Source organism: Pseudomonas sp. S150, from assembly GCF_004526365.1.
GTDB lineage: Bacteria > Pseudomonadota > Gammaproteobacteria > Pseudomonadales > Pseudomonadaceae > Aquipseudomonas > Aquipseudomonas putida_A.
The window spans coordinates 5,942,620-5,964,608 of record NZ_CP038207.1; the positions used below are offsets into that span (position 1 = coordinate 5,942,620).

Genomic DNA, 21,989 nt, shown 5'->3' on the forward strand with positions numbered 1-21,989 from the left:
CCCGCCAGGATTCATCAACCTTCACGAGGTGTCGATCTGGAGAAAACAACTTCAATCCTCAACATATTTCGGTAGGGGTGAGACGAGGCCGCAATTTACTGTGGGCGCGCCCTGCCGAGGGCGAGTATAACGGCGAACTGCCGGGCGTTTGTCAGGGTCTTAATTTCAAATGACGACGCTTCGTTTTCAAATGACTCAGGAGATTTTCCATGCGCTTACCTTCTCGCCTGATCGGCGGTGTACTGGTCGCCACCCTGCTCACGCAACTCACGGCTTGCGGTTCGATTTTCTACCCGGATCGTCGCGGTCAGATCGATGGCAAGATCGACCCGGCGATTGCCGTGCTCGACGCCGTGGGCCTGCTGTTCTACGTGATTCCAGGGCTGATCGCGTTCGCGGTCGACTTCACCACCGGCGCGATCTATTTCGAACCCGGCCACACCGCTCAGGTCGATCCGGCCAAGCTCAAACAGGCGGTCGGCCCGGACGGTCAGGTCGATAACCTCAAGTTGCAGGCTATTCTCGAAACAGAACTGGGCCGCAACCTGCCACTGGACGATCCGCGCCTGATCCAGCACAAGGGCAGCACTCAACAACTGGCGATGTTTGGCCTGCAACCCGCCGCATAAGGAAATCACATGACCACCAGCCCCGAACACGCCCGCCTGCTGCGGCTGGCAACCCGCGCTTCGGTGGCGGTGGCCTGCACGCTGATCATCGCCAAAGCCATCGCCTGGTGGCTGAGCGGCTCGGTGAGCATGCTCGCCGGCCTCACCGACTCGGCGCTGGATGGCGTCACTTCGCTGCTCAATCTGCTGGCGGTGCATTACGCGCTGCGTCCGGCCGATGACGATCACCGTTACGGCCACGGCAAGGCCGAATCGCTGGCGGGCATGGCGCAGGCGCTGTTCATCGGTGGCAGTGCGGTGCTGATTGCGTTCCAGGCGTATGAACGCATCAAGCAACCGGAGCCGCTCGGCGCGCCGTGGCTGAGCATCGGCGTGATCGTGTTCTCGCTGCTGCTGACCGCCGCGTTGCTGACGCTGCAACATCGGGTGATCAAGCAGACCGGCTCCAACGCCGTGCGCGCCGACTCGCTGCACTACCGTTCGGACATGCTGCTCAACGGCAGTATTCTGATTGCGCTGATCCTCGCCGGCATGGGCTTTCATCAGCTCGATGCATGGTTCGGTCTGGGGATTGCCGGGTACATTTTGTGGAGTGCGATCCAGATCGCCCGGGAAAGTTTTTCGGTGCTGATGGATGAAGAGTTGCCGGCGGACGTCAGTCAGCACATGCTCGAACTGGCCTGCGGCGTACCCGGCGTACTGGGCGCGCATGATTTGCGCACGCGGATTTCAGGCAACCACTGGTTTGTGCAGTTGCATCTGGAGTTGCCAGGAGAGCTGACCTTGTCAGTGGCTCACGGCATCAGCGATCAGGCGGCGGATGCGATTCACGCCGCCTACCCACGAGCCGAAGTGCTGGTGCACGCCGACCCGCAGGAAGTGGTCAAGACCGAACGGGCGCAAACCCGGATTCAGTAAGATACCTGATAACCGCGACTGCTCAGGCAGTTGCCCTGAGCCTGACGGTAAGCCTGCACCACTTCAGGCGCTGGTTGATAGGTCGCGGTACGCGGGTCGAAACCGCTCTGCTGCACAGCATATTGGTAGCACTGATAACCGTCCTGCTGCACCTGTTCCGGCGATTGACCGTTGGCCGGATAGGCCTCGACGTCATAGCCCTGGGATTGCGGCTGCGGTTGCGGCGGTTGCTGCGCCGGGGGTTCGACTACGACGTAATCCTGAGTGGCTTCCTGATACGCATAGTAGGAACCGGCAGCGAGGAACAGCAGCGCACCGCCGATCCACACTTCACGGGCATAGTCCGGCAGATACTGGGTGCGAATCCCTCGTGGCGGCTGCACGACGATGTAGCGCGGGCCTTGCGGGCGATACCAGTAGCCACCGGAATAGAAGTAGTCCTGACCACGATACGGCACGCGGTATTCGCGATCCGGGAAACGGTCGATCACATGCCCCGGGCGGTATTGCGGGCCTGGACCCCAACCGTTGCCATGCCCGTCCGGGCGACCCGGCCAGCGATTGTCATTGGGCCGGTTGCCGGTTTGCCATTGCTGGTTGTGGTAACCATTCTGCGGCCGCTCGTCGCGGTAGTAACCCTGGCGCGGTTCCTGAGTCTGGCGCACGGTGTCGGGCCGTGGCTGGATCGGCAGGTTGTTCGACGGTGGCGACTGATGCACCGGAGCAGGCTGATTGGGCGCGCGGTTCTGGTTCTGCCACTGGCCATTGTTGTGCTGCTGGCCGTTGTGCTCGAACTGGCGGCTGTTGTCGCCCCGAATGATTTCGTTGTTCTGCGGCCGCGGCTGATTTTGCGGCGGCGGATTGTTCTGCCCGTGGGGCTGATGATCGCCCCCATGGCCCTGGTTATTTCCCTGATGCTCAGGGCCGCGTCCACCATTAGGGCTGCGGCTCTCCGGATCGTCGGCGAGCGCTTGCGCACTGACGCTCACACACAGCAAACCAACACCGGCCAGACGCCAGATGCGCGACTTCATGCTTTTCCTCACTGCGGGTATTAAGAGGGCTTGTAGCTAAGACCGGGAATACGCACACCGGGTTCTGCGACAGGTTATCAGTCACGAAACTTATTTATTGAGGAAGGCTGTGCATCGAGGCACAAAAATCGCAGGCAAGAAAAAGGGAGACCCGTCGGCCTCCCTTTAGAGAACTTCGTCCTGGCTCGACGCTTTTGACGTCGGCTCACCTCACGCCGTCTTCTGGACAGTGTGCAGCTCGGGGGCCGGCCCAGCCCCGGTGGGGGTGGCGGCCGCGGCGGGCCTGATTGGGCGGGCCGCAGTGGACTGTGTTACCGAGCAGTGATTCTGGTGATAAGAATAGGCCGGGAGGCGCGACAGAGGATTGCGAAGATTGCTCAAATAAACACTGCTTGCGCAATTTTTAACCCTGGATAGATAATCCGCCGCAATAGTTACAACCAAGGACTGATTCATGAGCAAACTCGACCGTTACGACCTGAGTATTTTGGCGGAATTGCAGCGCGACGCCCGCATCTCCAACCAGGAACTGGCCGAGCGCATCGGTCTGTCACCCTCCCCCTGCTCGCGCCGGGTCAAGCAACTGGAGGACGACGGCTACATCTCGCGCCAGGTCGCCCTGCTCGATCGCAAGATGCTCGGCCTGAGCCTGACCGCCTACGTGCTGATCGGCATGGACCGGCACACACCGGAGCGTTTCGAGAATTTCGAAGCGGCAATCCGCACTCTGCCGCAAGTGCTGGAATGCAGCCTGGTGACGGGCGTGGATGCCGACTATCAGTTGAAAGTGGTGGTTCCGGACATGGATCATTATCAGAAGCTGCTGCTGGGGCATCTGACCCGGATTGAAGGCGTAACCAGCGTGCGCTCCAGTTTTGTGCTGAATCAGGTGCTCAACAGCACTGAACTGCCGCTGACCCATCTGCGCAGCTGACATCGCCTTCGCGAGCAAGCCCGCTCCCACAGGGAAATGCATTCCAACTGTGGGAGCGGGCTTGCTCGCGAAGGGGCCGGCACAGGCGACCACCATCACTGCGGCACACCGACACAGGTCAATGCGCCCGCAATCCCCCTCGGCGTATAATCGCCCAGCCCTTTCAGCCCTGTGCGCGCCGGAGATGCCCGATGGATCCTGCAGTATTCGAAGAATGGATGATGACTGGCCTGGTCAGCATCCTGATCATTTTCATGGGTTTCATCGTCTGGGATCTGGCGAAGAAGTCCAAGGCCGGGCGTTTCGGCTCGTTCATTCTGTTCTTCGTGCTGGGCCTGGGCGTGGCCGCGTTCATCATCAAGAGTGTGGTGATCGGCCTGATCGAATCCGGCGCTCTATAACCGCGCCGGCACTTCCTTCCACTGGCCCTGATCGAGCCCTTCTAGCGTCCAGTCGCCAATCCGCACCCGCACCAGCCGCAACGTCGGCAACCCCACCGCGGCGGTCATCCGCCGTACCTGACGGTTGCGCCCTTCACGAATCACCAGCTCCAGCCAACTGGTCGGCACCGTCATGCGAAAGCGCACCGGCGGATTGCGCGGCCACAGTTCAGGTTCCTCCAGTTGCCGCGCCTCGGCAGGCAAAGTCATGCCGTCATTCAACTCGACGCCTTCGCGCAGACGCTGCAACTGCTCGCCTGTCGGCACGCCTTCGACCTGCACCCAGTAAGTCTTCGCCAGTTTGTGTTTCGGATCAGCGATGCGCGCCTGCAACTGGCCGTCATTAGTCAGCAACAACAAGCCTTCGCTGTCGCGATCAAGGCGCCCGGCCGGATAGATACCGGGCACGTCAATGTAATCCTTGAGCGTCGCCCGCCCGCCTTCGTCGCTGAACTGCGTCAGCACATCGAATGGCTTGTTGAACAGGATCAGCTTCGGCTCGGCCGGCGGCGCTTTGGCGACACGACGTGGAGCCGAGGAGGATGGCTTCGCACCGGGACGGCGGGAAGGTGGACGCGGGGGACGGGACATAAGAGAACAGACATTTAGCGATCAGGGCTGCTAATGCTAGTGCCCCGACCGCCAAATGACCACGACTAACCGTTAGCGGAACGGCGGCTCGTCGAAGCTGCGCAGTTTGCGCGAGTGCAGCGAGTTGAGTTCGGTGCGCAGCAGATCCACCGCCGCGATGCCGATCTTCAAGTGCTGACTGACCGCACGCTCATAGAACGCGTTGGCCGAGCCCGGCAGCTTGATTTCACTGTGCAGCGGTTTGTCCGAAACGCACAGCAACGTGCCGTACGGCACCCGCAGGCGATAACCCTGGGCGGCGATGGTGCCGCTTTCCATGTCCACCGCCACGGCGCGGGACAGGTTGATCAGCGGACGTTCCTGCGCCCAGCGCAGTTCCCAGTTGCGGTCGTCGTAGGTCAGCACGGTGCCGGTGCGCAGGCGTTTTTTCAGCTCCTCGCCCTTCTCGCCGGTGATATTGGCCGCGGCTTGCTGCAGCGCCAGTTGCACTTCGGCCAGTGCCGGGATCGGAATGTTCGGTGGCACCACGCGATCGAGAATCCCGTCGCGACGCATGTAGGCGTGAGCCAGCACGTAGTCGCCAATGGTCTGCGACTGACGCAGCCCGCCGCAGTGACCGATCATCAGCCAGCAATGCGGACGCAGCACCGCCAGGTGGTCGGTGATGTTTTTGGCGTTGGACGGGCCGACGCCGATGTTGACCAGGGTCACACCGTGGCCGTCATTGGCGATCAGGTGATAGGCCGGCATCTGGTAGCGGTGCCAGACCACGCCGGCGGCAATCGCCGACGCTTCGCCGTGATCCATGCCCTTCTCGATGATCACGTTGCCCGGCAGCACCATGCGCACGAAACGCGGGTCGTTGCGCAGTTGTTCCAGGCCATGAACGATGAACTGGTCGACGTAGCGGTGATAGTTGGTCAGCAGAATCCACGGCTGCACATGCCGCCAGTCGCTGCCGGTGTAGTGCACCAGACGACGCAGGGAAAAGTCGACGCGCGCGGCATCGAACAGCGCCAGTGGCAGCGGATCGGTGTTTTCCCAGTCGTAGAGACCGTCGGCAATGCCATCGGTGGCGGCGGACAGGTCGGTACTCGGGAACACCCGCGCCAGCACCGCAGCGGTGACGCCGGAGCCGGCCAGTTCATCGCCCTGCTCGACTACGTACGGGTACGGAATATTCTGCTGGCTGACACCGACTTCCACGGTCACGGTGAAGTCGTGCATCAACGGCACCAGTTGTTCCAGCAGGTATTTGCGGAACGCCTTGGGATGGGTGACGGTGACGCTGTAGGTGCCCGGCAGTTGCACCTTGGCGTAGGCGCGGGTGGTCTGCGGGACTTCGCCCTGACACAGGTAGGTCAGACGCAGTTCGGGATAACGAAACAGGGCACGCTGTTCGGCGTCAGGCTCGACGCGATCCTTGAGGTAACGCTTGAGCGCCGAGTTCAGCGCAGTGGTGGCCCGCTCATGCAGCTCGGCCAGACGGTCCACGGCTTGTTCGGCGGTTTGAACGACAATAAACGCTTCGGTCACGATCAGCTTCCTGTGTTCTGACTTGCAGAGCTTCATCTTGCCTGCATCGTGGTCTCACGGGAACAGTGGCGTTGTGGCTGTACCCAAATCTCCCTGTCAATGGAGATCCCCTGTGGGAGCGGGCTTGCTCGCGAATGCGCTGTGTCAGTCGACCTATCCATTGACTGACACACCACATTCGCGAGCAAGCCCGCTCCCACAAGGGGATTTGTGTTGGGTCAGAAACCCTGGGGGGTTGCGCGAGCGAGGATGGCTTCGACGTCCAGCCCACGCGGCAATGCACCGTAGACCCGGCCGCCGCCACTCAGGCGGCTGGCAATGAACGCGTCGCTGACCGCCGAGTTGCCGGCCTCCAGCAATAGCTTGGCCTGCAAACCGAGCGCGATGTCTTCGGTGAGTTGCCGCGCCCGATACTGAATATCGCTGGTGTCCTTGAACTGCGCCTGCAACTGCTGGATATGCGCGGCCAGGCGCTTGTCGCCGTGCCCATCGCCCAATTCGCTGAACAACACGTCGAGCACACCCGGTTCTTTCGACAGCGCACGCAGCACGTCCAGGCACTGCACATTCCCCGAGCCTTCCCACGTCGAGTTGACCGGCGCTTCGCGATACAGCCGTGGCAGGATGCTCTCCTCGACATACCCGGCACCGCCCATGCACTCGGCGGCTTCGTTGATCATTCCGGGGGCACGTTTGCAGATCCAGTATTTGCCCACCGCCGTCACCAGCCGGGCGAATTGCGCTTCATGGCGGTCATCCAGATGATCCAGCGCCTTGCCCATGCGCAGGCTCAGCGCCAGTGCGGCCTCGCTTTCCAGCGCCAGATCGGCCAACACGTTCTGCATCAACGGTTGCTCGCCGAGCAGTTTGCCGCCGACCATGCGGTGCGCGCAGTGGTGACTGGCCTGGGTCAGCGCCTGACGCATCAGCGAGCTGGAGCCGACCATGCAATCGAAACGGGTCATCGCCACCATCTCGATGATGGTCGGCACGCCACGCCCCTCTTCGCCGACCATCCACGCCAAAGCGCCACGGAACTCCACTTCACTGGAGGCGTTGGACTGATTGCCGAGTTTGTTTTTCAGGCGCTGGATGTAGAACTGATTGCGCGTGTCGTCCGGGCGATGGCGCGGCAGCAGGAAGCAGGTCAGGCCCTTGTCGGTCTGCGCCAGCGTGAGGAACGCATCGCACATCGGCGCCGAGCAGAACCACTTGTGCCCGACCAGTTCATAGGCCTGGCCCGGGCCACTGGCACCCACCGGATAGGCCTTGGTGGTGTTGGCCCGCACATCGGTGCCGCCCTGTTTCTCGGTCATCGCCATGCCGAGGGTCACGCCGGCCTTGTGCGCCATGCCGACGTTGCGCGGGTCGTATTCGGTGGCGAGGATCTTCGGCAACCACTGTTCGGCCAGATCCGGCTGCAAGCGCATGGCCGGGACGCTGGCGAAGGTCATGGTCAACGGGCAACCGCTGCCCGCCTCGGCCTGACTGTGCAGATAGCTCATCGAGGCGCGGGCAACATGCGCGCCGTCCTGCGGATGAGTCCAGGGGGACGAGGTCAGGCCATGTTCGATCGCAGTGCGCATCAGCTCATGATAGGCCGGATGAAACTCCACCAGATCAATGCGATGGCCGTAACGGTCATGGCTGACGAATACCGGTTTGTTCTGATTGGCGAGGAACCCGGCTGCCATCAGCGGTCCGCCGGCCAGCGCACCGTAGGCATCGATCCGCGACTCGGCCCACCCGGCGCCGAAACGGCGTGACCACTCCTGCAGCGGCAGGTCGATGCGGTACAGGTTGGCGCCATCCAGCGACGGTGGCTGGTTGGTGACTTCGTGGGTTTCGGCGAACTGATGCAGGTTCATGACGGGGCTCCTTTGGTCAGCCAAGGGATTCAGTTAAGCACCGGCCCGTGGTTGATCAAAGTGTCATATGCGCCGAACTGTCGGCGCTTTCACCCTATTACGCGCTGAGCACCCGACGCTCCAGCGCCGTTTGCAGGTCTTCGAATTTCACCGGCTTGTTCAGGTAATCGATGTGCGTGCCCGGTGCGCAGTGCTCGCGATCCGTGCCCAGGGCCAGCATGAACACCGGCAGATTGGCGCAGCCGGGCAACCCATGAATCTGGCAGCACAACGAGGCCCCTTCGTGGCTGGGCAACTGGCAATCGATCAGCACCGCATCGAAGGCCTCGCGCTGCAGATAATCCAGCGCCGCCGCGCCGTTGTCCGCCGTGCGTACGCGGAACCCCAGTTTGAGCAGCATGCCGCGCATCACCAGTTGGTTGACGCTGTTGTCATCCACCAGCAACACCGTGCAATCCTGCGGCGCACGGCTGCGCTCGTGCAGCGCGTCCGCGGTTGGTGCCGCTTCGACTTCCGGCAGCTCGAACTCGACATCCAGTTGAAAACGGCTGCCGCTGCCTGGTTGGGAGCGGTGCGTAAGCTTGCCGCCGAGCAGTTCCACCAGTTGCCGACAGATCGCCAGCCCCACGCCCAGCCCGCCGTATTCGCGGGTCATCGAGCCATCAAGCTGGAAGAAGCGCTGATACATCGTCGCCTCGCCCAGATCGGTGAAACCGATGCCTGTGTCGATCACCGCAAACGACAACGCCAAGCGGTTGTCCGCCGTCGGCTTGCCGGTCACCCGCAGCGCCAGACCACCGACCCGGGTGAACTTGATCGCGTTGTCCAGCAGGCACTCCAGGCATTGCGCCAGTTTTGCGCTGTCGCCGTGCAAGCGATCCGGCAGGGTCGGCAGCACCTCGACTTTGAAGTCCAGCGACTTGCTCGCCGCGTTGCCATCGAACTGCACGCGCAAGGCCTCGACCACCGCGCGCAGGCTGAAGATGCCCGGCGTCGCCTTGAGCTTGCCGGCCTGCAGTTCGGTGAGGGTGAGGATGCCGTTGACCATGCGCATCATGTCCCGGGCGGAGCCGGCGGCGGTTTGCTGGTATTGCTCCAGTTCAGGCTCCAGCTCGACGGTCTGCATCAGTTCCAGCGAACCGATCACACCGTTCATCGGCGTGCGCAATTCATGGGTCAGGGTCGCGAGGAATTCATCCTTGAGCTTGTTGCTGTGGGCCAGTTGCTGGTTGAGCACTTCGAGCTTCTGCCCGGCGTCGAACAGGGTCTGCGCCTGTTGCTCGCGCATCGCGTTGATGCGGTCGGCCAGCGCCAGCGACAGTAGCGCAACTTCGATCGCCGAACCGATCTGACTGGCGTACATGGTCAGGAACACGTTCGGCAGCAGGCCCAGCACCATCAGCGTATTGACGATGCCGCCGAGCAGGAATGCCGACCAGGCAATGATGAAATAACGCGCCACCCGCAAGCCGCGCCACCAGGCGAGAATCCCGGCGGCGAAGATCACCACGGTGAACACCAGCGCCAACAGGGTCGCCAGGCGCAGCGACAATGCGTAACTGGTCATCAGCGACAGCCCGACCACCAGCGCGCCGAACGCGATCAGGGCGATCAGCAGATAGTCGAGCCAGCGGCTGTGGGTTCGTGTCTGCAGGAAACTGCGGGCGAACTGGCTGCCGAACAACCCGGCGCAACCGATGAAAAACGGTGTGGCGGCGTTGGCCCACCACGGATTGTCCGGCCAGAAATACTCGACCGCCGCGCCGTTCACCGACAGTTGATAAAGGCCGAACGAGGCGATGTAGAAGATGTAATAGAGGTAACTGGTGTCGCGCACGCTCAGGTAGATGAACAGGTTGTAGACCAGCATCCCCAGCAGCACGCCATAGATGATCCCCAGCACATACAGGCGCACCGGCTGGTCTTCGAGGTACGCGGTGCTCGACCATAACGTCACCGGCGCCTGAATCGAACCTTCACTGGCCAGGCGCAGGTACACGGTTTTTTGCTGGTCAGGGGCGAAGGTCAGGTCGAACAGGTAATTGTTCTGCCGGATCTCGCGACTGGCGAACGGCAAGGCGTCGCCGGTCTGCCGGATCAGCCGGTAGTCGCCATTGGCATCGGCCGTATAAAGGTCGAGGTGATCGAGCGGCGGATACGCCAGTTCCAGCAGCCAGGTGCGCTGGGCGGCCGGATTGTTCGGACGGTAATGCAGGTCGATCTTCAGCCAGAACGCCGAGCGCGAGTAACCGGCATTGAGCGTGGCTTTGTCATGGGGTTTGAAATTGCCCGCCGCCGCTTGAGCACGGACGTCGGCGATGTTCGCCTGACCGCTCGGGTCTTCGAACACTTGCAAGGAGCGACCCAGGGGAAGGCTCTGGGTATTTTCGTCGAACTCGACGGCGCTTGCGAGGAGGGGCAAGCAGAACAGCAACATCAGCAAATAGCGCATTGAAGCCCCAGCGTGGCTCGTCCGGTTGTGTCAGGAAGCCCCCCATTCCCTTTGAGTAGACGTAAAACCGGTATTACCTGTTATTGGTTTGGATCCAGACTAGCATAGCCGTTGATGGCCATTGAGCACCATCGAAATTTTTCCTACAAAGGCTCTAGAACGGGCGTTTCAGAGCAAAGCTGCGGGCTAGAGCTGTTGAGTTGGTCAACTCACTACAACGGCGGATGTAGTGAATACCTTTGTGGCGAGGGGATTTATCCCCGATGGGTCGCGAAGCGGCCCCAAACCATGCAGCCAGATTCTTTCAGACATGATTCGTAGAATGGATTTGTGACTGCTTCGCAGCGCATCGGGGATAAATCCCCTCGCCACAATTGCTACCCGACTAATGGCCGCAATGTGTCAGACAATCTCTAGCCAAACGCTTTCAGGACTGAACCCCAAAATCAGGTTTGGTGGTAAGCTCGCGCACCATGAATATCTACAGCTCCCGCCCCGTTGTCCTCTGTCTCTCCGGCCACGACCCCAGTGGTGGCGCCGGCTTGCAGGCAGATATCGAAGCCCTGCTCGCGCAGGGTTGCCATGCGGCTCCGGCCGTCACCGCCCTGACCGTGCAAGACACCGTCAACGTCACTGACTTCCGCGTCCTCGACCGTGAGTGGGTACTGGCCCAGGCCAATGCCGTGCTCAACGACTCCGAAGTCGCTGCGGTCAAACTGGGCATGCTCGGCTCGCTGGAAATGGTCGACACCGTGGTCGAACTGCTCTCTGCGCACCCGCACTTGCCAGTGGTCTGCGACCCGGTGCTGCGTGCCGGCGGCGGCGGACGCCTGGGCAAGGACGAAGTCGGTTATGCGATGCGCGAGCGTCTGCTGCCGCTGTCGATCATTGCCACCCCCAACCTTCCCGAAGCGCGGATTCTCGCCGAACTGCCCGAAGGCACTGCGGACGAGTGCGCGGAAAAGCTCTTGCCGTTCGTCAAACACCTGCTGATCACCGGCGGCCATGGCGACGAAACTGAAATCCACAATCGCCTGTACAGCCGTGACGGCCTGCGTGAAACCTTCTATTGCCAGCGTTTGCCGGGCAGTTATCACGGTTCCGGCTGCACATTGGCCAGCGCCCTCGCCGGTCGGCTGGCCCAGGGTGAAAACCTCGCCAGCGCGGTGCGTACTGCACTGGATTACACCTGGCGCACCCTGCGCGATGCCGAACAACTGGGCAAAGGCCAGTTCGTGCCGCGTCGCCTGCCGCTGGATTTTTGCTCGTAACGTCGTGAGGTCTGCCTGATGAAACTCCGTGGCCTGTACGCCATCACCGATAGCCAATTGCTGGCGGGCAAGTTTCTGTCGTATGTGGAGGCGGCGCTGGAAGGCGGCGTCACCCTGCTGCAATACCGCGACAAAAGCAGCGACGAGGCCCGCCGTCTGCGCGAGGCCGAAGCGCTACGCGATCTGTGCGAACGCTACAAGACGCAGTTGATCATCAACGATGACGCCGAATTGGCCGCACGCCTCAACGTCGGCGTGCACCTGGGGCAGACCGACGGCCCGCTGTCGCCGACCCGCGCCCTGCTCGGCTCCAAAGCCATCATCGGTTCGACCTGCCACGCGCAACTCGAACTGGCCGAGCAAGCCGCCAAAGAAGGCGCGAGCTATGTCGCCTTCGGTCGCTTCTTCAATTCCAACACCAAACCCGGCGCGCCAAGCTGCAGCCTCGATCTGCTCGACGAGGCCAAACGCAAGCTGCATCTGCCGGTCTGCGCGATTGGCGGCATCACCCTCGACAACGCCGCGCCGCTGGTGGCCCACGGGGTCGACCTGCTGGCGGTGGTCCACGGTTTGTTCGGTGCCCAGAGCACCGCCGAAGTGACCCGCCGCGCCCGCGCCTTCAACGAACTTCTGAAAATCTGATTTGAGAGCCCGAACATGTCTCGTTCCGAAACCCTGTTTGCCAATGCCCAGAAACACATTCCCGGTGGCGTGAACTCGCCGGTTCGCGCCTTCAAGAGCGTGGGCGGCACACCGCTGTTCTTCAAGCATGCCGAAGGCGCCTACGTCACTGACGAAGACGACAAGCGTTATGTGGATTACGTCGGTTCGTGGGGGCCGATGATCCTCGGCCACAGCCACCCGGACGTGCTCGATGCAGTGCGCAATCAACTGCAACACGGCCTGTCCTACGGCGCGCCGACCGCGATGGAAACCGAGATGGCCGACCTGGTCTGCTCGCTGGTGCCGTCGATGGACATGGTGCGCATGGTCAGCTCCGGCACCGAAGCGACCATGAGTGCGATTCGTCTGGCCCGTGGTTACACCGGTCGTGACAGCATCATCAAGTTCGAAGGCTGCTACCACGGCCACTCCGACAGCCTGCTGGTCAAGGCCGGCTCCGGCGCGCTGACCCAGGGCGTACCAAGCTCCGCCGGTGTCCCGGCCGCGTTCGCCAAACACACCCTGACCCTGCCGTTCAACGACATCGACGCAGTGGAAAAGATGCTCGCCGAAGTCGGTCAGGACGTCGCCTGCATCATCGTCGAGCCAGTCGCGGGCAACATGAACTGCGTACCGCCGGCACCGGGTTTCCTTGAAGGCCTGCGTTCGCTGTGCGACAAGCATGGCGTGGTGCTGATTTTCGACGAAGTGATGACCGGTTTCCGCGTTGCCCTCGGCGGCGCCCAGGCGCACTACGGCGTGACCCCGGATCTGACCACCTTCGGCAAGATCATCGGTGGCGGCATGCCGGTCGGCTGCTTCGGCGGCAAGCGTGAAATCATGGAGCGCATCGCGCCGCTGGGCCCGGTGTATCAGGCCGGCACCCTGTCGGGTAACCCGCTGGCGATGGCCGCCGGTTTGACCACGCTGCGTCTGATCAGCCGCCCAGGATTCCACGCCGAGCTGACCGACTACACCACGCGCCTGCTCGACGGTCTGCAACAACGCGCCGATGCCGCGGGCATTCCGTTCGTGACCACGCAAGCGGGTGGCATGTTCGGCCTGTACTTCAGCGGCGCCGACGACATCGTCACCTTTGAAGACGTGATGGCCAGCGACGCAGCACTGTTCGGTCGCTTCTTCCACCTGATGCTGGAAGGCGGCGTGTACCTGGCACCGAGTGCATTCGAAGCCGGTTTCACCTCGATCGCCCACGGCGAAGCCGAGCTGAAAATCACCTTGGACGCTGCCGAACGTGCCTTCGCTGCACTGAAGTAATCGCCGTACCGCTGACGTTGGCCATGGCCAGCGTCAGCTTTCACCTACACCCACGCTGTTTTTCCCACGCCTCTGCTAAAAATCCGCCAGAAAGTGGCCGATATATTCCCCGCGCAGCAGAAAAACGAGTAAAGACTTTGTAAGGTTGGCCCTGCTTATTTCATAATGCGCGCTTATTGGATCCCTCGATGGGTCCGCGTGCCCTTCAGAGGTAAGTCGATTCCCATGAACCGCACCGGCCGCACCCTTGCCTTGGGCTGCCTGTTGCTCCTTCAGCCCCTGCTCGCGCATGCACAAGCAGGCGGCAACTCGTTGTTGATCCCGGCGATGGGTCGTTGCACCCTCAACACTCAGCCGCAAGACGTCACGCAGGCACTGGCCGCCTGTCAGAAAGCGGCGGACGAAGGGGATGCGCAAGCGCAATACGAGTTGGGTGAGTTCTACTACGACGGCAAGAATGCGCCACGCGACCTCAATCAAGCCCTGAGCTATTTCGAAAAAGCCTCGTTGCAAGGCCATGCTCAGGCGCAGTTCAAGCTTGGCACCATGTTCTTCCACGGCGAAGGCGTGCAGGCCAATAACATTCAGGCGTACATCGTGCTGAAGATGGCCGCGGTCAACGGCGCCGAAGATGCGCTGGACACCGCCGACGAAGTCTCCGAAAAAATGTCCCGCGAAGACCTCGAAACCGCGACCCAGGTGCTCGGGCAAATTTTCCGTAAATACCTGATGGAACTGCAGAGCGCCGATGGGCGTACGCCGTTTTCGCCATTGCCATAGGAGCTTTTGTGGCGAGGGGATTTATCCCCGATGGGTTGCGAAGCAGCCCCAAAACCCTGCAATCAAGCTCCTTCTGACATACCTTGCTGAATGGACTTGCGACTGCTTCGCAGTCGATCGGGGATAAATCCCCTCGCCACAAATCATTTCAAATCCAGATCCGGGCTTACTTCTCAGGCATCGGCATCGGAAACGGCATCACATTGCCGACCGCGCCACGGGCTTCGCTGATTTTCGGGGTGCCCAGACGTTCCACCTCGTCGATGCGCACGATCGAATGCATCGGCACAAAGCTGCGCACCACGCCTTCGAACTGCGCCTTGAGCTTCTCTTCGCTCGGATCGACCACCACTTGCGTGCGCTCGCCAAAGACGAACTCTTCCACTTCCAGAAAACCCCACAGATCACTTTGATAGATCTGCTTGGCGTACATTTCGAACACCTGGCCCTGGTTGAGGAAAATCACCTTATAGATTGGAGCTTCGCGTTTGGTCATGGCGGGGGGATAACATCGGGGATAAAAATGAGGGCGCAAACTATAGCATAGCCGCCGGACGCACAGCGGTAGGAACCTGAGGGCTTGTTCCCTATAATGCGCGGTTCTTTGAATCAGGTGACGACCTTACTCCATGGCCAAGAAGCTTTACATCGAAACCCACGGTTGCCAGATGAACGAGTACGACAGCTCGCGCATGGTCGATCTGCTGGGCGAACATCAGGCCCTGGAAGTCACCGCCCGTGCGGAAGACGCCGACGTGATTCTGCTCAACACCTGTTCGATCCGCGAACGTGCCCAGGATCGGGTGTACTCGCAGCTCGGCCGCTGGCGTGAACTGAAACTGGCCAATCCGGACATGGTGATCGCCGTCGGCGGTTGCGTGGCCAGCCAGGAAGGCGCGGCGATCCGTGATCGCGCGCCGTATGTCGACGTGGTCTTCGGCCCGCAGACCCTGCACCGTCTGCCGGAAATGATCGACGCCGCACGCAGCAGCAAGTTGCCGCAAGTCGACGTCTCGTTCCCGGAAATCGAAAAATTCGACCACCTGCCCGAGCCGCGCATCGACGGCCCGAGCGCTTACGTGTCGGTGATGGAAGGCTGCAGCAAATACTGCACGTTCTGCGTGGTGCCCTACACCCGTGGCGAAGAAGTCAGCCGGCCGTTCGATGACGTGATTGCCGAGATCATCCACCTCGCCGAGAACGGCGTGCGTGAAGTGACCTTGCTCGGGCAGAACGTCAACGGTTATCGCGGTACGACTCATGACGGTCGCCTGGCCGATCTGGCCGAGCTGATCCGCGTGGTCGCCGCTGTCGACGGCATCGACCGCATCCGCTACACCACCTCGCACCCGCTGGAGTTCTCCGACAGCTTGATCCAGGCCCACGCCGAAGTGCCGGAGCTGGTCAAACACCTGCACTTGCCGGTGCAGTCGGGTTCCGACCGGATCCTCGCGGCGATGAAGCGCAACCACACCGCGCTGGAGTACAAATCCAAGCTGCGTAAACTGCGCGCTGCGGTACCGGGGATCTGCATCAGTTCGGACTTCATCGTCGGCTTCCCTGGCGAGACCGAGAAAGACTTCGAACAGACCATGAAGCTGATTGCCGACGTCGGTTTCGACTTCTCCTACTCGTTCGTCTATAGCCAGCGCCCGGGCACCCCGGCGGCCGATCTGGCCGACGACACCCCGGAAGAGCTGAAGAAAGAACGCCTGAACGCCTTGCAGCATCGTTTGAATCAGCAAGGGTTCGAGATCAGCCGACAAATGGTCGGTTCGATCCAGCGCATTCTGGTCACCGACTACTCGAAGAAAGACCCGGGCGAGCTGCAAGGGCGTACCGAGAATAATCGTATCGTCAACTTCCGCTGCGATAATCCGACCCTGATCGGCCAGTTCGCCGACGTGCACATCGACGCGGCGCAACCGCACTCGCTGCGCGGCTCGTTGATCCAATAACACCGCGCGTCTTCTGTAGTAGGGCTGTTGTGGTGAGGGGATTTATCCCCGATGGTTGGCGCAGCCGACCCAAAGCTGAAGTTGTGGTGAATCTGCCATACCGAAAGCTCTGGTTTTGGGGCCGCTCCGCGGCCCATCGGGGATGAATCCCCTCGCCACAGATAACTCCACCCGCAACAGAAAGGCTTTCCAGACTCGCATCGATATTTAAGAGCTTTCGCACCCACGCCACTGGCGTTATCCTTGATTTCATCTTAATTGCCCCAGGGCGGCTAAATACGACCTTGAACGCACCCATAGAACCACATCGTTTTATCCTCGAGCCCTTTGAGGCTCGCCGCTTCGCCAATCTGTGCGGGCAATTCGACGAGCATCTGCGCTTGATCGAACAGCGCCTGGCCATCGAGATCCGCAACCGCGGAAACCAGTTCGAGCTGATCGGCGACCCCAAGCACACCACGTCTGCGGAAAACCTGCTGCGCCGCCTGTACCGCGAAACCAAGGGTACCGAGCTGTCGCCGGACATGGTGCACCTGTTCCTTCAGGAATCGGCTGTTGTCGAACTGGACAACCACGCCCCCGCCGAAGCCTCCGTCGCCCTGCGCACCAAGAAAGGCATGATTCGCCCACGCGGCTTGAATCAGCTGCGCTACGTGAAGGAAATTCTCGGCAACGACATCAACTTCGGCATTGGTCCGGCCGGTACCGGCAAGACTTATCTGGCCGTAGCTTGCGCCGTCGATGCCCTGGAGCGCGAGCAGATCCGCCGCATCCTGCTGGTGCGTCCTGCGGTTGAAGCGGGTGAAAAACTCGGCTTCCTGCCCGGCGACTTGAGTCAGAAGATCGACCCGTACCTGCGCCCGCTGTACGACGCCCTCTACGAAATGCTCGGCTTCGAATATGTGGCCAAGCTGATCGAGCGCCAGGTGATCGAAGTCGCGCCGCTGGCCTACATGCGCGGTCGTACGCTGAACAACAGCTTCATCATTCTCGACGAAAGCCAGAACACCACTGTCGAGCAGATGAAAATGTTCCTGACCCGGATCGGCTTTGGCTCCACCGCGGTCATCACCGGCGACATCACCCAGGTCGACCTGCCGCGCGGCACCAAGTCCGGGCTGCACCATGTGATCGAAGTGCTCAAGGACGTTCCGGGCATCAGCTTCACGCATTTCCAACCCAAAGACGTTGTTCGTCACCCGTTGGTGCAGCGGATCGTCGAGGCCTACGAGCGCTTCGAGACCCGTGCCGAAGCCGCCAAGGAAACCTCGCGCGATGCTTGAGCTGGATCTGCAAATCGCTACCGAAGCGAACGCCCCGAGTGAAGCCGACTTCCGCAAATGGTGCGAACTGGCCCTGCGCCAGCGCAGCGCCGACTCGGAAATGACCATTCGTCTGGTTGATGAGGAAGAAGGTCGTGAGCTGAATCACACCTGGCGCCATAAGGATTACGCGACCAACGTCCTGTCGTTCCCGGCCGAAGTCCCTGACGAGTTTCTCGACATCCCGCTGCTCGGCGATCTGGTGATCTGCGTGGCCGTGGTCGAGCGCGAAGCTGCCGAACAAGGCAAGGAACTCCAGGCCCATTGGGCACATCTAGTCATTCACGGCTGCTTGCATCTGCTCGGTTACGACCATATAGATGACGACGAAGCCGAAGAAATGGAAGCACTGGAACGCGAGTTGCTTGCCGAACTGGGCTATCCCGATCCGTACGCGGACGACGAAGCCGAAACATCCCCTATCGTTACAACAAAGGATTCAGAGTAATCGCTATGAGCGAAGATCGATCGAGCAACGGGCAGAAGTCATGGCTGGGTAAACTGACCCAGGCTTTTGCCCACGAGCCGAAGAACCGTCAGGAGCTGCTTGAGCTGCTGCGTGATGCACATCAGAACAAACTGCTGGACAGCGAAGCGCTGGCCATCGTCGAAGGCGCCATTCAGGTGGCTGACCTGCAAGTACGCGACATCATGGTGCCGCGCTCGCAGATGATCAGCATCAAGGCGAACCAGACACCCCGTGAATTCCTCCCGGCCGTGGTCGACTCGGCCCACTCGCGCTATCCGGTCATCGGCGAAAGCCACGACGACGTGATGGGCGTGCTGCTGGCCAAGGATCTGCTGCCGCTGATCCTCAAGGAGAACGGCGACAGCTTCAACATCAAGGACCTGCTGCGCCCGGCCACCTTCGTGCCGGAGTCCAAGCGTCTGAACGTGTTGCTGCGTGAATTCCGCGCCAACCACAACCACATGGCCATCGTCATCGACGAATACGGCGGCGTCGCCGGCCTGGTGACGATTGAAGACGTGCTGGAACAGATCGTCGGCGACATCGAAGACGAGCACGACGTCGAAGAAGACAGCTACATCAAGCCGCTGCCCAGCGGTGACTTCCTGATCAAGGCCCTGACACCGATCGAGAACTTCAACGAGTTCTTCGACAGCGAATTCTCCGACGACGAGTTCGACACCGTCGGCGGTCTGGTGATGAGCGCGTTCGGGCACTTGCCAAAACGCAACGAAATCACTGAAATCGGCGCCTATCGTTTCCGCATCCTGAACGCCGACAGCCGTCGGATTCATTTGCTGCGACTGACCCCTATCGCCCGGTAAGAAATCTAAGGACTGAAATGCGCTGGACAACCCGCCCCGGCTGGCCCGGTAACCTGCTGGCCGTGGCGGCCGGTGCAATCACCACCTTCGCCCTGGCCCCGTTCAACATCTGGCCGCTGGCTTTACTCGCGGTTGGGCTGTTCTACGCCGGCCTGCGCGAGCTGAAACCGCGTCAGGCGCTGGGCCGTGGCTGGTGTTTCGGTTTCGGCCTGTTCGGCGCCGGCACCAGTTGGATCTACTACAGCATCCACCACTTCGGTGGTGCCTCGGTGCTGCTGGCCGGGTTCCTGATGCTGCTGTTCACCGCAGCGATCGCGCTGTTCTTCGCCCTGCCCGCGTGGGTCTGGGCGCGCTGGTTGCGCCGCAACGAGGCACCGTTGGCCGATGCGCTGGCGTTTGCCGCGCTGTGGGTCGGTCAGGAAGCGTTTCGTGGCTGGTTTCTCACCGGTTTTCCATGGCTCTACTCCGGTTACAGTCAGCTCGACGGCCCATTGGCCGGGCTCGCGCCGGTGGGCGGCATGTGGTTGGTGTCGTTCGTTCTGGCGCTGACTGCGGCGCTGATCTACAACGCACCGCGCCTGCTGCAAACCGGTCGTAAAGGCTTTATCGCGGCCGGTTTGCTGTTGCTGGTCGGGCCATGGGTGGCGGGTATTGCGCTCAAGGGCCACGCCTGGACCAGTCCGTCCGGCCCGGCACTGAGCGTCGCTGCGATTCAGGGCAACGTCGAACAAAGCATGAAATGGGATCCGGCGCAGCTTAACGCGCAACTGGCGCTGTATCGCGACCTGAGTTTTCGCTCGAAGCCGGTGGACCTGCTGATCTGGCCGGAAACCGCGGTACCGGTGCTCAAGGAGTCCGCCGAGGGCTACCTGAACATGATGGGTAACTTCGCCGCCGAGCGTAAATCGGCGCTGATCACCGGGGTGCCGATCCGCGAGACGGTTCGTCACGAAAAACGCTTCTTCAACGGCATCACCGTGGTCGGCGAAGGTGATGGCACCTACCTCAAGCAGAAACTGGTGCCGTTCGGTGAGTACGTACCGTTGCAGGATCTGCTGCGCGGGTTGATCGCGTTCTTTGACTTGCCGATGTCCGACTTCGCTCGCGGGCCGGCGGATCAGCCGTTGCTGCAGGCCAAGGGTTATCAAATCGCGCCATTCATCTGCTACGAAGTGGTGTACCCGGAATTCGCCGCTGGGCTGTCGGCACGCAGCGATCTGCTGCTGACGATCAGCAACGACACCTGGTTCGGCACCTCGATCGGCCCGCTGCAACACCTGCAAATGGCGCAGATGCGCGCACTTGAGGCAGGCCGCTGGATGATCCGTGCTACGAACAATGGCGTGACTGGGCTGATCAACCCGTTCGGGCAGATCACCGAGCAGATCCCGCAGTTCGAACAGGGCATTCTGTATGGCGAAGTGGTGCCGATGCACAACCTGACGCCGTACCTGCAATGGCGTTCATGGCCGCTGATCATCGTCTGTGTGCTGCTGTTTGGCTGGGCGCTGATGGCGAGCCGGATGTCGAAAACCCTTTAAAAGCGATCCATAAACACTGTGGTGAGGGGATTTATCCCCGATCGATGACGCAGTCATCGCAAATCCATTGCACTCGATTTACCTGAAAGTCCGAGATGCAGGTTTTGGGGCGGCTTCGCCCCCCATCGGGGATAAATCCCCTCGCCACGGAAGCCCTATCAAAACAGTGCTCTTAGCGGTAAAACAACGAATACCCCGCCTGCCCCACCGCCTCATTCAGCAACTGCCCGCTCTGCCAGATCGACTTGAACTCCGGCAGCCAGCCACCAAACGGGCGCGCATTATCGGTTCCGAGAAACCCGACGGGCGCCGGCACCACTTCGAATCCTGCCTGCTGGAAACACCACACGGCGCGCGGCATGTGCCAGGCCTGCGTGACCACCACGACGCGCTTGATGCCTTGGGGCAACAAGATGTCGGCGCTGAATTTGGCGTTTTCCCAGGTGGTACGGCTCTCGCCTTCCTGCCAGCGCGTGGTCACGCCGAAATCATCGCGCAACGAATCGGCCATCAGCTTCGCCTCGGTCGGCGGCGTGCCGTAATGCAGGCCACCGCTGGTCAGAATCGGCAGCCCGGAGGCCTTGGCCAGTCGCGCCGCATAGCGCTGACGCTCCAGCCCCACGCCGGTTGGCTGGTCCTCGCCCCAGGCCAGATCGCCGCGCTCGCGCCCGGAACCCAGCACCACGATGGCATCGGCGCGCTGCGCCAATATCGACCACGACTCACGGGGCAGCGGCGGCTCACGCTCCAGCGCTTTGGCGCCCCATTGCACCACCACCGGCAGGCTCATCAGCCAGAAACCACCCAGGCCAAGGGCAAAACACAGGCCAGCCAGCCGTGGCCGGGAGCGACGCAGCCACCAGGCGACCAGCAACAGCAGCAAAAGAATGCCGGGCGGCAAGAGCAGTTGTTTGATGAAATAACGAAAAGGCATCAGGGCATCTCCAGAGATGCCCGAAGCCTAAGAGTGTTAATGAAACGTTACAACCGATAGGTAGGATCCTGTTGGAAAAGATCCGTTACTTGACCTGCCATGCGATTACTTGGCCTGCACAGAACGAACCTTTACGGTGTCTCTGCCGGGCGCCTTGTCCTTGAGCCAGATGACCTTGGCTGAATGTGCTGCATCGAGCTGTTTCACTGCCTGCGACAGGTATCCATGCGATTCACGCTCACTGCGATCCAGATAGGCCTTGACCAGTTTGAACTCGGCGGGGCTCAAGCCACGCAATTCCAGTTCCACGGGGCGCTCATCGCGCAGCCGGCCAGCGGTTTTTGCAGCGTCGAGCGCCATGCCCAGACGATCCATCAACCGTTCATACAACTCGGGTTTCGTCACGTTTTTTTGCCGTTGCTCCACCATCCCTCACCTCATTGAAGATAAGACTCACTCCCCAATAAGAGCTTAGCTTCGCTGCACAAACCGGCTGAACGCCGCGACCAACGGCCCTCGCCACGGTTTTCCGGGGCCAGACAGCTGT

21 protein-coding genes are annotated in these 21,989 nt (G+C 61.2%); 13 read left to right on the top strand and 8 right to left on the bottom strand.

What is annotated here, in order from left to right:
- Window positions 1-209: 209 nt before the first annotated feature.
- The gene (locus tag E3Z29_RS27600) at window positions 210-629 is read left to right on the top strand and encodes a hypothetical protein (RefSeq protein WP_003228492.1); all 420 of its coding nucleotides are present in this window, start codon (window positions 210-212) and stop codon (window positions 627-629) included.
- Between the two features lie 9 nt (window positions 630-638).
- Window positions 639-1,547, top strand: a complete 909-nt coding sequence (locus E3Z29_RS27605) for a cation diffusion facilitator family transporter (RefSeq protein WP_134787396.1) — start codon at window positions 639-641, stop codon at window positions 1,545-1,547.
- Here the strand turns inward: E3Z29_RS27605 and E3Z29_RS27610 are convergent.
- Window positions 1,541-2,581, bottom strand: coding sequence for a DUF6515 family protein (locus E3Z29_RS27610; protein ID WP_134787397.1), 1,041 nt, complete (start codon window positions 2,579-2,581; stop codon window positions 1,541-1,543). The two genes, E3Z29_RS27605 and E3Z29_RS27610, sit on opposite strands and share 7 nt — an antisense overlap.
- 454 nt (window positions 2,582-3,035) lie before the next feature.
- On the opposite strand from E3Z29_RS27610, the gene E3Z29_RS27615 reads away from it, so the two are divergent.
- Both E3Z29_RS27615 and E3Z29_RS27620 read left to right on the top strand, forming a co-directional pair.
- Window positions 3,036-3,515 carry an Lrp/AsnC family transcriptional regulator gene (locus tag E3Z29_RS27615; RefSeq protein WP_007909658.1) on the top strand — a complete coding sequence of 160 codons (480 nt, stop codon included), beginning with the start codon at window positions 3,036-3,038 and terminating at the stop codon, window positions 3,513-3,515.
- A gap of 191 nt (window positions 3,516-3,706) precedes the next feature.
- A complete protein-coding gene (locus E3Z29_RS27620; protein ID WP_003228500.1) occupies window positions 3,707-3,916 on the top strand; it encodes a DUF2788 domain-containing protein in 210 nt (69 codons plus the stop codon).
- Here the strand turns inward: E3Z29_RS27620 and E3Z29_RS27625 are convergent.
- The 4 genes from E3Z29_RS27625 to E3Z29_RS27645 all read right to left on the bottom strand — a co-directional run bounded on the left by E3Z29_RS27625 (window position 3,911) and on the right by E3Z29_RS27645 (window position 10,402).
- The gene (locus E3Z29_RS27625) at window positions 3,911-4,546 is read right to left on the bottom strand and encodes a pseudouridine synthase (protein ID WP_134787398.1); all 636 of its coding nucleotides are present in this window, start codon (window positions 4,544-4,546) and stop codon (window positions 3,911-3,913) included. The two genes, E3Z29_RS27620 and E3Z29_RS27625, sit on opposite strands and share 6 nt — an antisense overlap.
- Window positions 4,547-4,618: 72 nt before the next feature.
- Complete coding sequence (gene amn / locus E3Z29_RS27630; RefSeq protein ID WP_167734182.1) at window positions 4,619-6,118, bottom strand: AMP nucleosidase; 1,500 nt, start codon at window positions 6,116-6,118, stop codon at window positions 4,619-4,621.
- Window positions 6,119-6,300: 182 nt separating this feature from the next.
- Complete coding sequence (locus E3Z29_RS27640) at window positions 6,301-7,950, bottom strand: acyl-CoA dehydrogenase family protein (protein ID WP_134787400.1); 1,650 nt, start codon at window positions 7,948-7,950, stop codon at window positions 6,301-6,303.
- A gap of 97 nt (window positions 7,951-8,047) precedes the next feature.
- Window positions 8,048-10,402 carry a hybrid sensor histidine kinase/response regulator gene (locus E3Z29_RS27645; RefSeq protein ID WP_134787401.1) on the bottom strand — a complete coding sequence of 785 codons (2,355 nt, stop codon included), beginning with the start codon at window positions 10,400-10,402 and terminating at the stop codon, window positions 8,048-8,050.
- A gap of 473 nt (window positions 10,403-10,875) precedes the next feature.
- Here E3Z29_RS27645 and E3Z29_RS27650 point away from each other — a divergent pair, with 473 nt between their 5' ends.
- From E3Z29_RS27650 to E3Z29_RS27665, 4 genes are all read left to right on the top strand, one after another.
- Entirely contained in the window at window positions 10,876-11,673 is a 798-nt protein-coding gene (locus E3Z29_RS27650) for a hydroxymethylpyrimidine/phosphomethylpyrimidine kinase (protein WP_003228511.1), read from the top strand.
- Between the two features lie 18 nt (window positions 11,674-11,691).
- The gene (gene thiE, locus E3Z29_RS27655; RefSeq protein WP_134787402.1) at window positions 11,692-12,315 is read left to right on the top strand and encodes a thiamine phosphate synthase; all 624 of its coding nucleotides are present in this window, start codon (window positions 11,692-11,694) and stop codon (window positions 12,313-12,315) included.
- A gap of 15 nt (window positions 12,316-12,330) precedes the next feature.
- A complete protein-coding gene (gene hemL / locus E3Z29_RS27660) occupies window positions 12,331-13,614 on the top strand; it encodes a glutamate-1-semialdehyde 2,1-aminomutase (protein WP_134787403.1) in 1,284 nt (427 codons plus the stop codon).
- 225 nt (window positions 13,615-13,839) lie between these two features.
- Window positions 13,840-14,394 (top strand): tetratricopeptide repeat protein, encoded by a 555-nt coding sequence (locus tag E3Z29_RS27665; RefSeq protein WP_003228518.1) that lies wholly within the window; start codon window positions 13,840-13,842, stop codon window positions 14,392-14,394.
- 166 nt (window positions 14,395-14,560) lie between these two features.
- Here E3Z29_RS27665 and E3Z29_RS27670 read toward each other — a convergent pair whose 3' ends face one another.
- The gene (locus E3Z29_RS27670; RefSeq protein WP_003185742.1) at window positions 14,561-14,890 is read right to left on the bottom strand and encodes a DUF1820 family protein; all 330 of its coding nucleotides are present in this window, start codon (window positions 14,888-14,890) and stop codon (window positions 14,561-14,563) included.
- Between the two features lie 133 nt (window positions 14,891-15,023).
- On the opposite strand from E3Z29_RS27670, the gene miaB reads away from it, so the two are divergent.
- The 5 genes from miaB to lnt all read left to right on the top strand — a co-directional run bounded on the left by miaB (window position 15,024) and on the right by lnt (window position 20,508).
- On the top strand, window positions 15,024-16,352 hold the full coding sequence (gene miaB / locus E3Z29_RS27675; protein ID WP_064589373.1) for a tRNA (N6-isopentenyl adenosine(37)-C2)-methylthiotransferase MiaB: 1,329 nt from the start codon (window positions 15,024-15,026) through the stop codon (window positions 16,350-16,352).
- A gap of 284 nt (window positions 16,353-16,636) precedes the next feature.
- On the top strand, window positions 16,637-17,635 hold the full coding sequence (locus tag E3Z29_RS27680) for a PhoH family protein (protein WP_003228522.1): 999 nt from the start codon (window positions 16,637-16,639) through the stop codon (window positions 17,633-17,635).
- The gene (ybeY, locus tag E3Z29_RS27685; RefSeq protein ID WP_096795275.1) at window positions 17,628-18,122 is read left to right on the top strand and encodes an rRNA maturation RNase YbeY; all 495 of its coding nucleotides are present in this window, start codon (window positions 17,628-17,630) and stop codon (window positions 18,120-18,122) included. Before E3Z29_RS27680 ends, ybeY begins: the two co-directional genes overlap by 8 nt.
- A gap of 5 nt (window positions 18,123-18,127) precedes the next feature.
- Window positions 18,128-18,967, top strand: a complete 840-nt coding sequence (locus tag E3Z29_RS27690; protein ID WP_027612886.1) for an HlyC/CorC family transporter — start codon at window positions 18,128-18,130, stop codon at window positions 18,965-18,967.
- Window positions 18,968-18,984: 17 nt separating this feature from the next.
- Window positions 18,985-20,508: an apolipoprotein N-acyltransferase gene (lnt, locus tag E3Z29_RS27695; protein WP_134787404.1), complete on the top strand. Its 1,524-nt coding sequence runs from the start codon at window positions 18,985-18,987 to the stop codon at window positions 20,506-20,508.
- Window positions 20,509-20,680: 172 nt separating this feature from the next.
- On the opposite strand, the gene E3Z29_RS27700 is transcribed toward lnt, so the two are convergent.
- Both E3Z29_RS27700 and E3Z29_RS27705 read right to left on the bottom strand, forming a co-directional pair.
- Window positions 20,681-21,442: a YdcF family protein gene (locus E3Z29_RS27700; RefSeq protein WP_134787405.1), complete on the bottom strand. Its 762-nt coding sequence runs from the start codon at window positions 21,440-21,442 to the stop codon at window positions 20,681-20,683.
- A gap of 105 nt (window positions 21,443-21,547) precedes the next feature.
- Complete coding sequence (locus E3Z29_RS27705) at window positions 21,548-21,871, bottom strand: hypothetical protein (protein WP_096796296.1); 324 nt, start codon at window positions 21,869-21,871, stop codon at window positions 21,548-21,550.
- Window positions 21,872-21,989 lie beyond the last annotated feature (118 nt).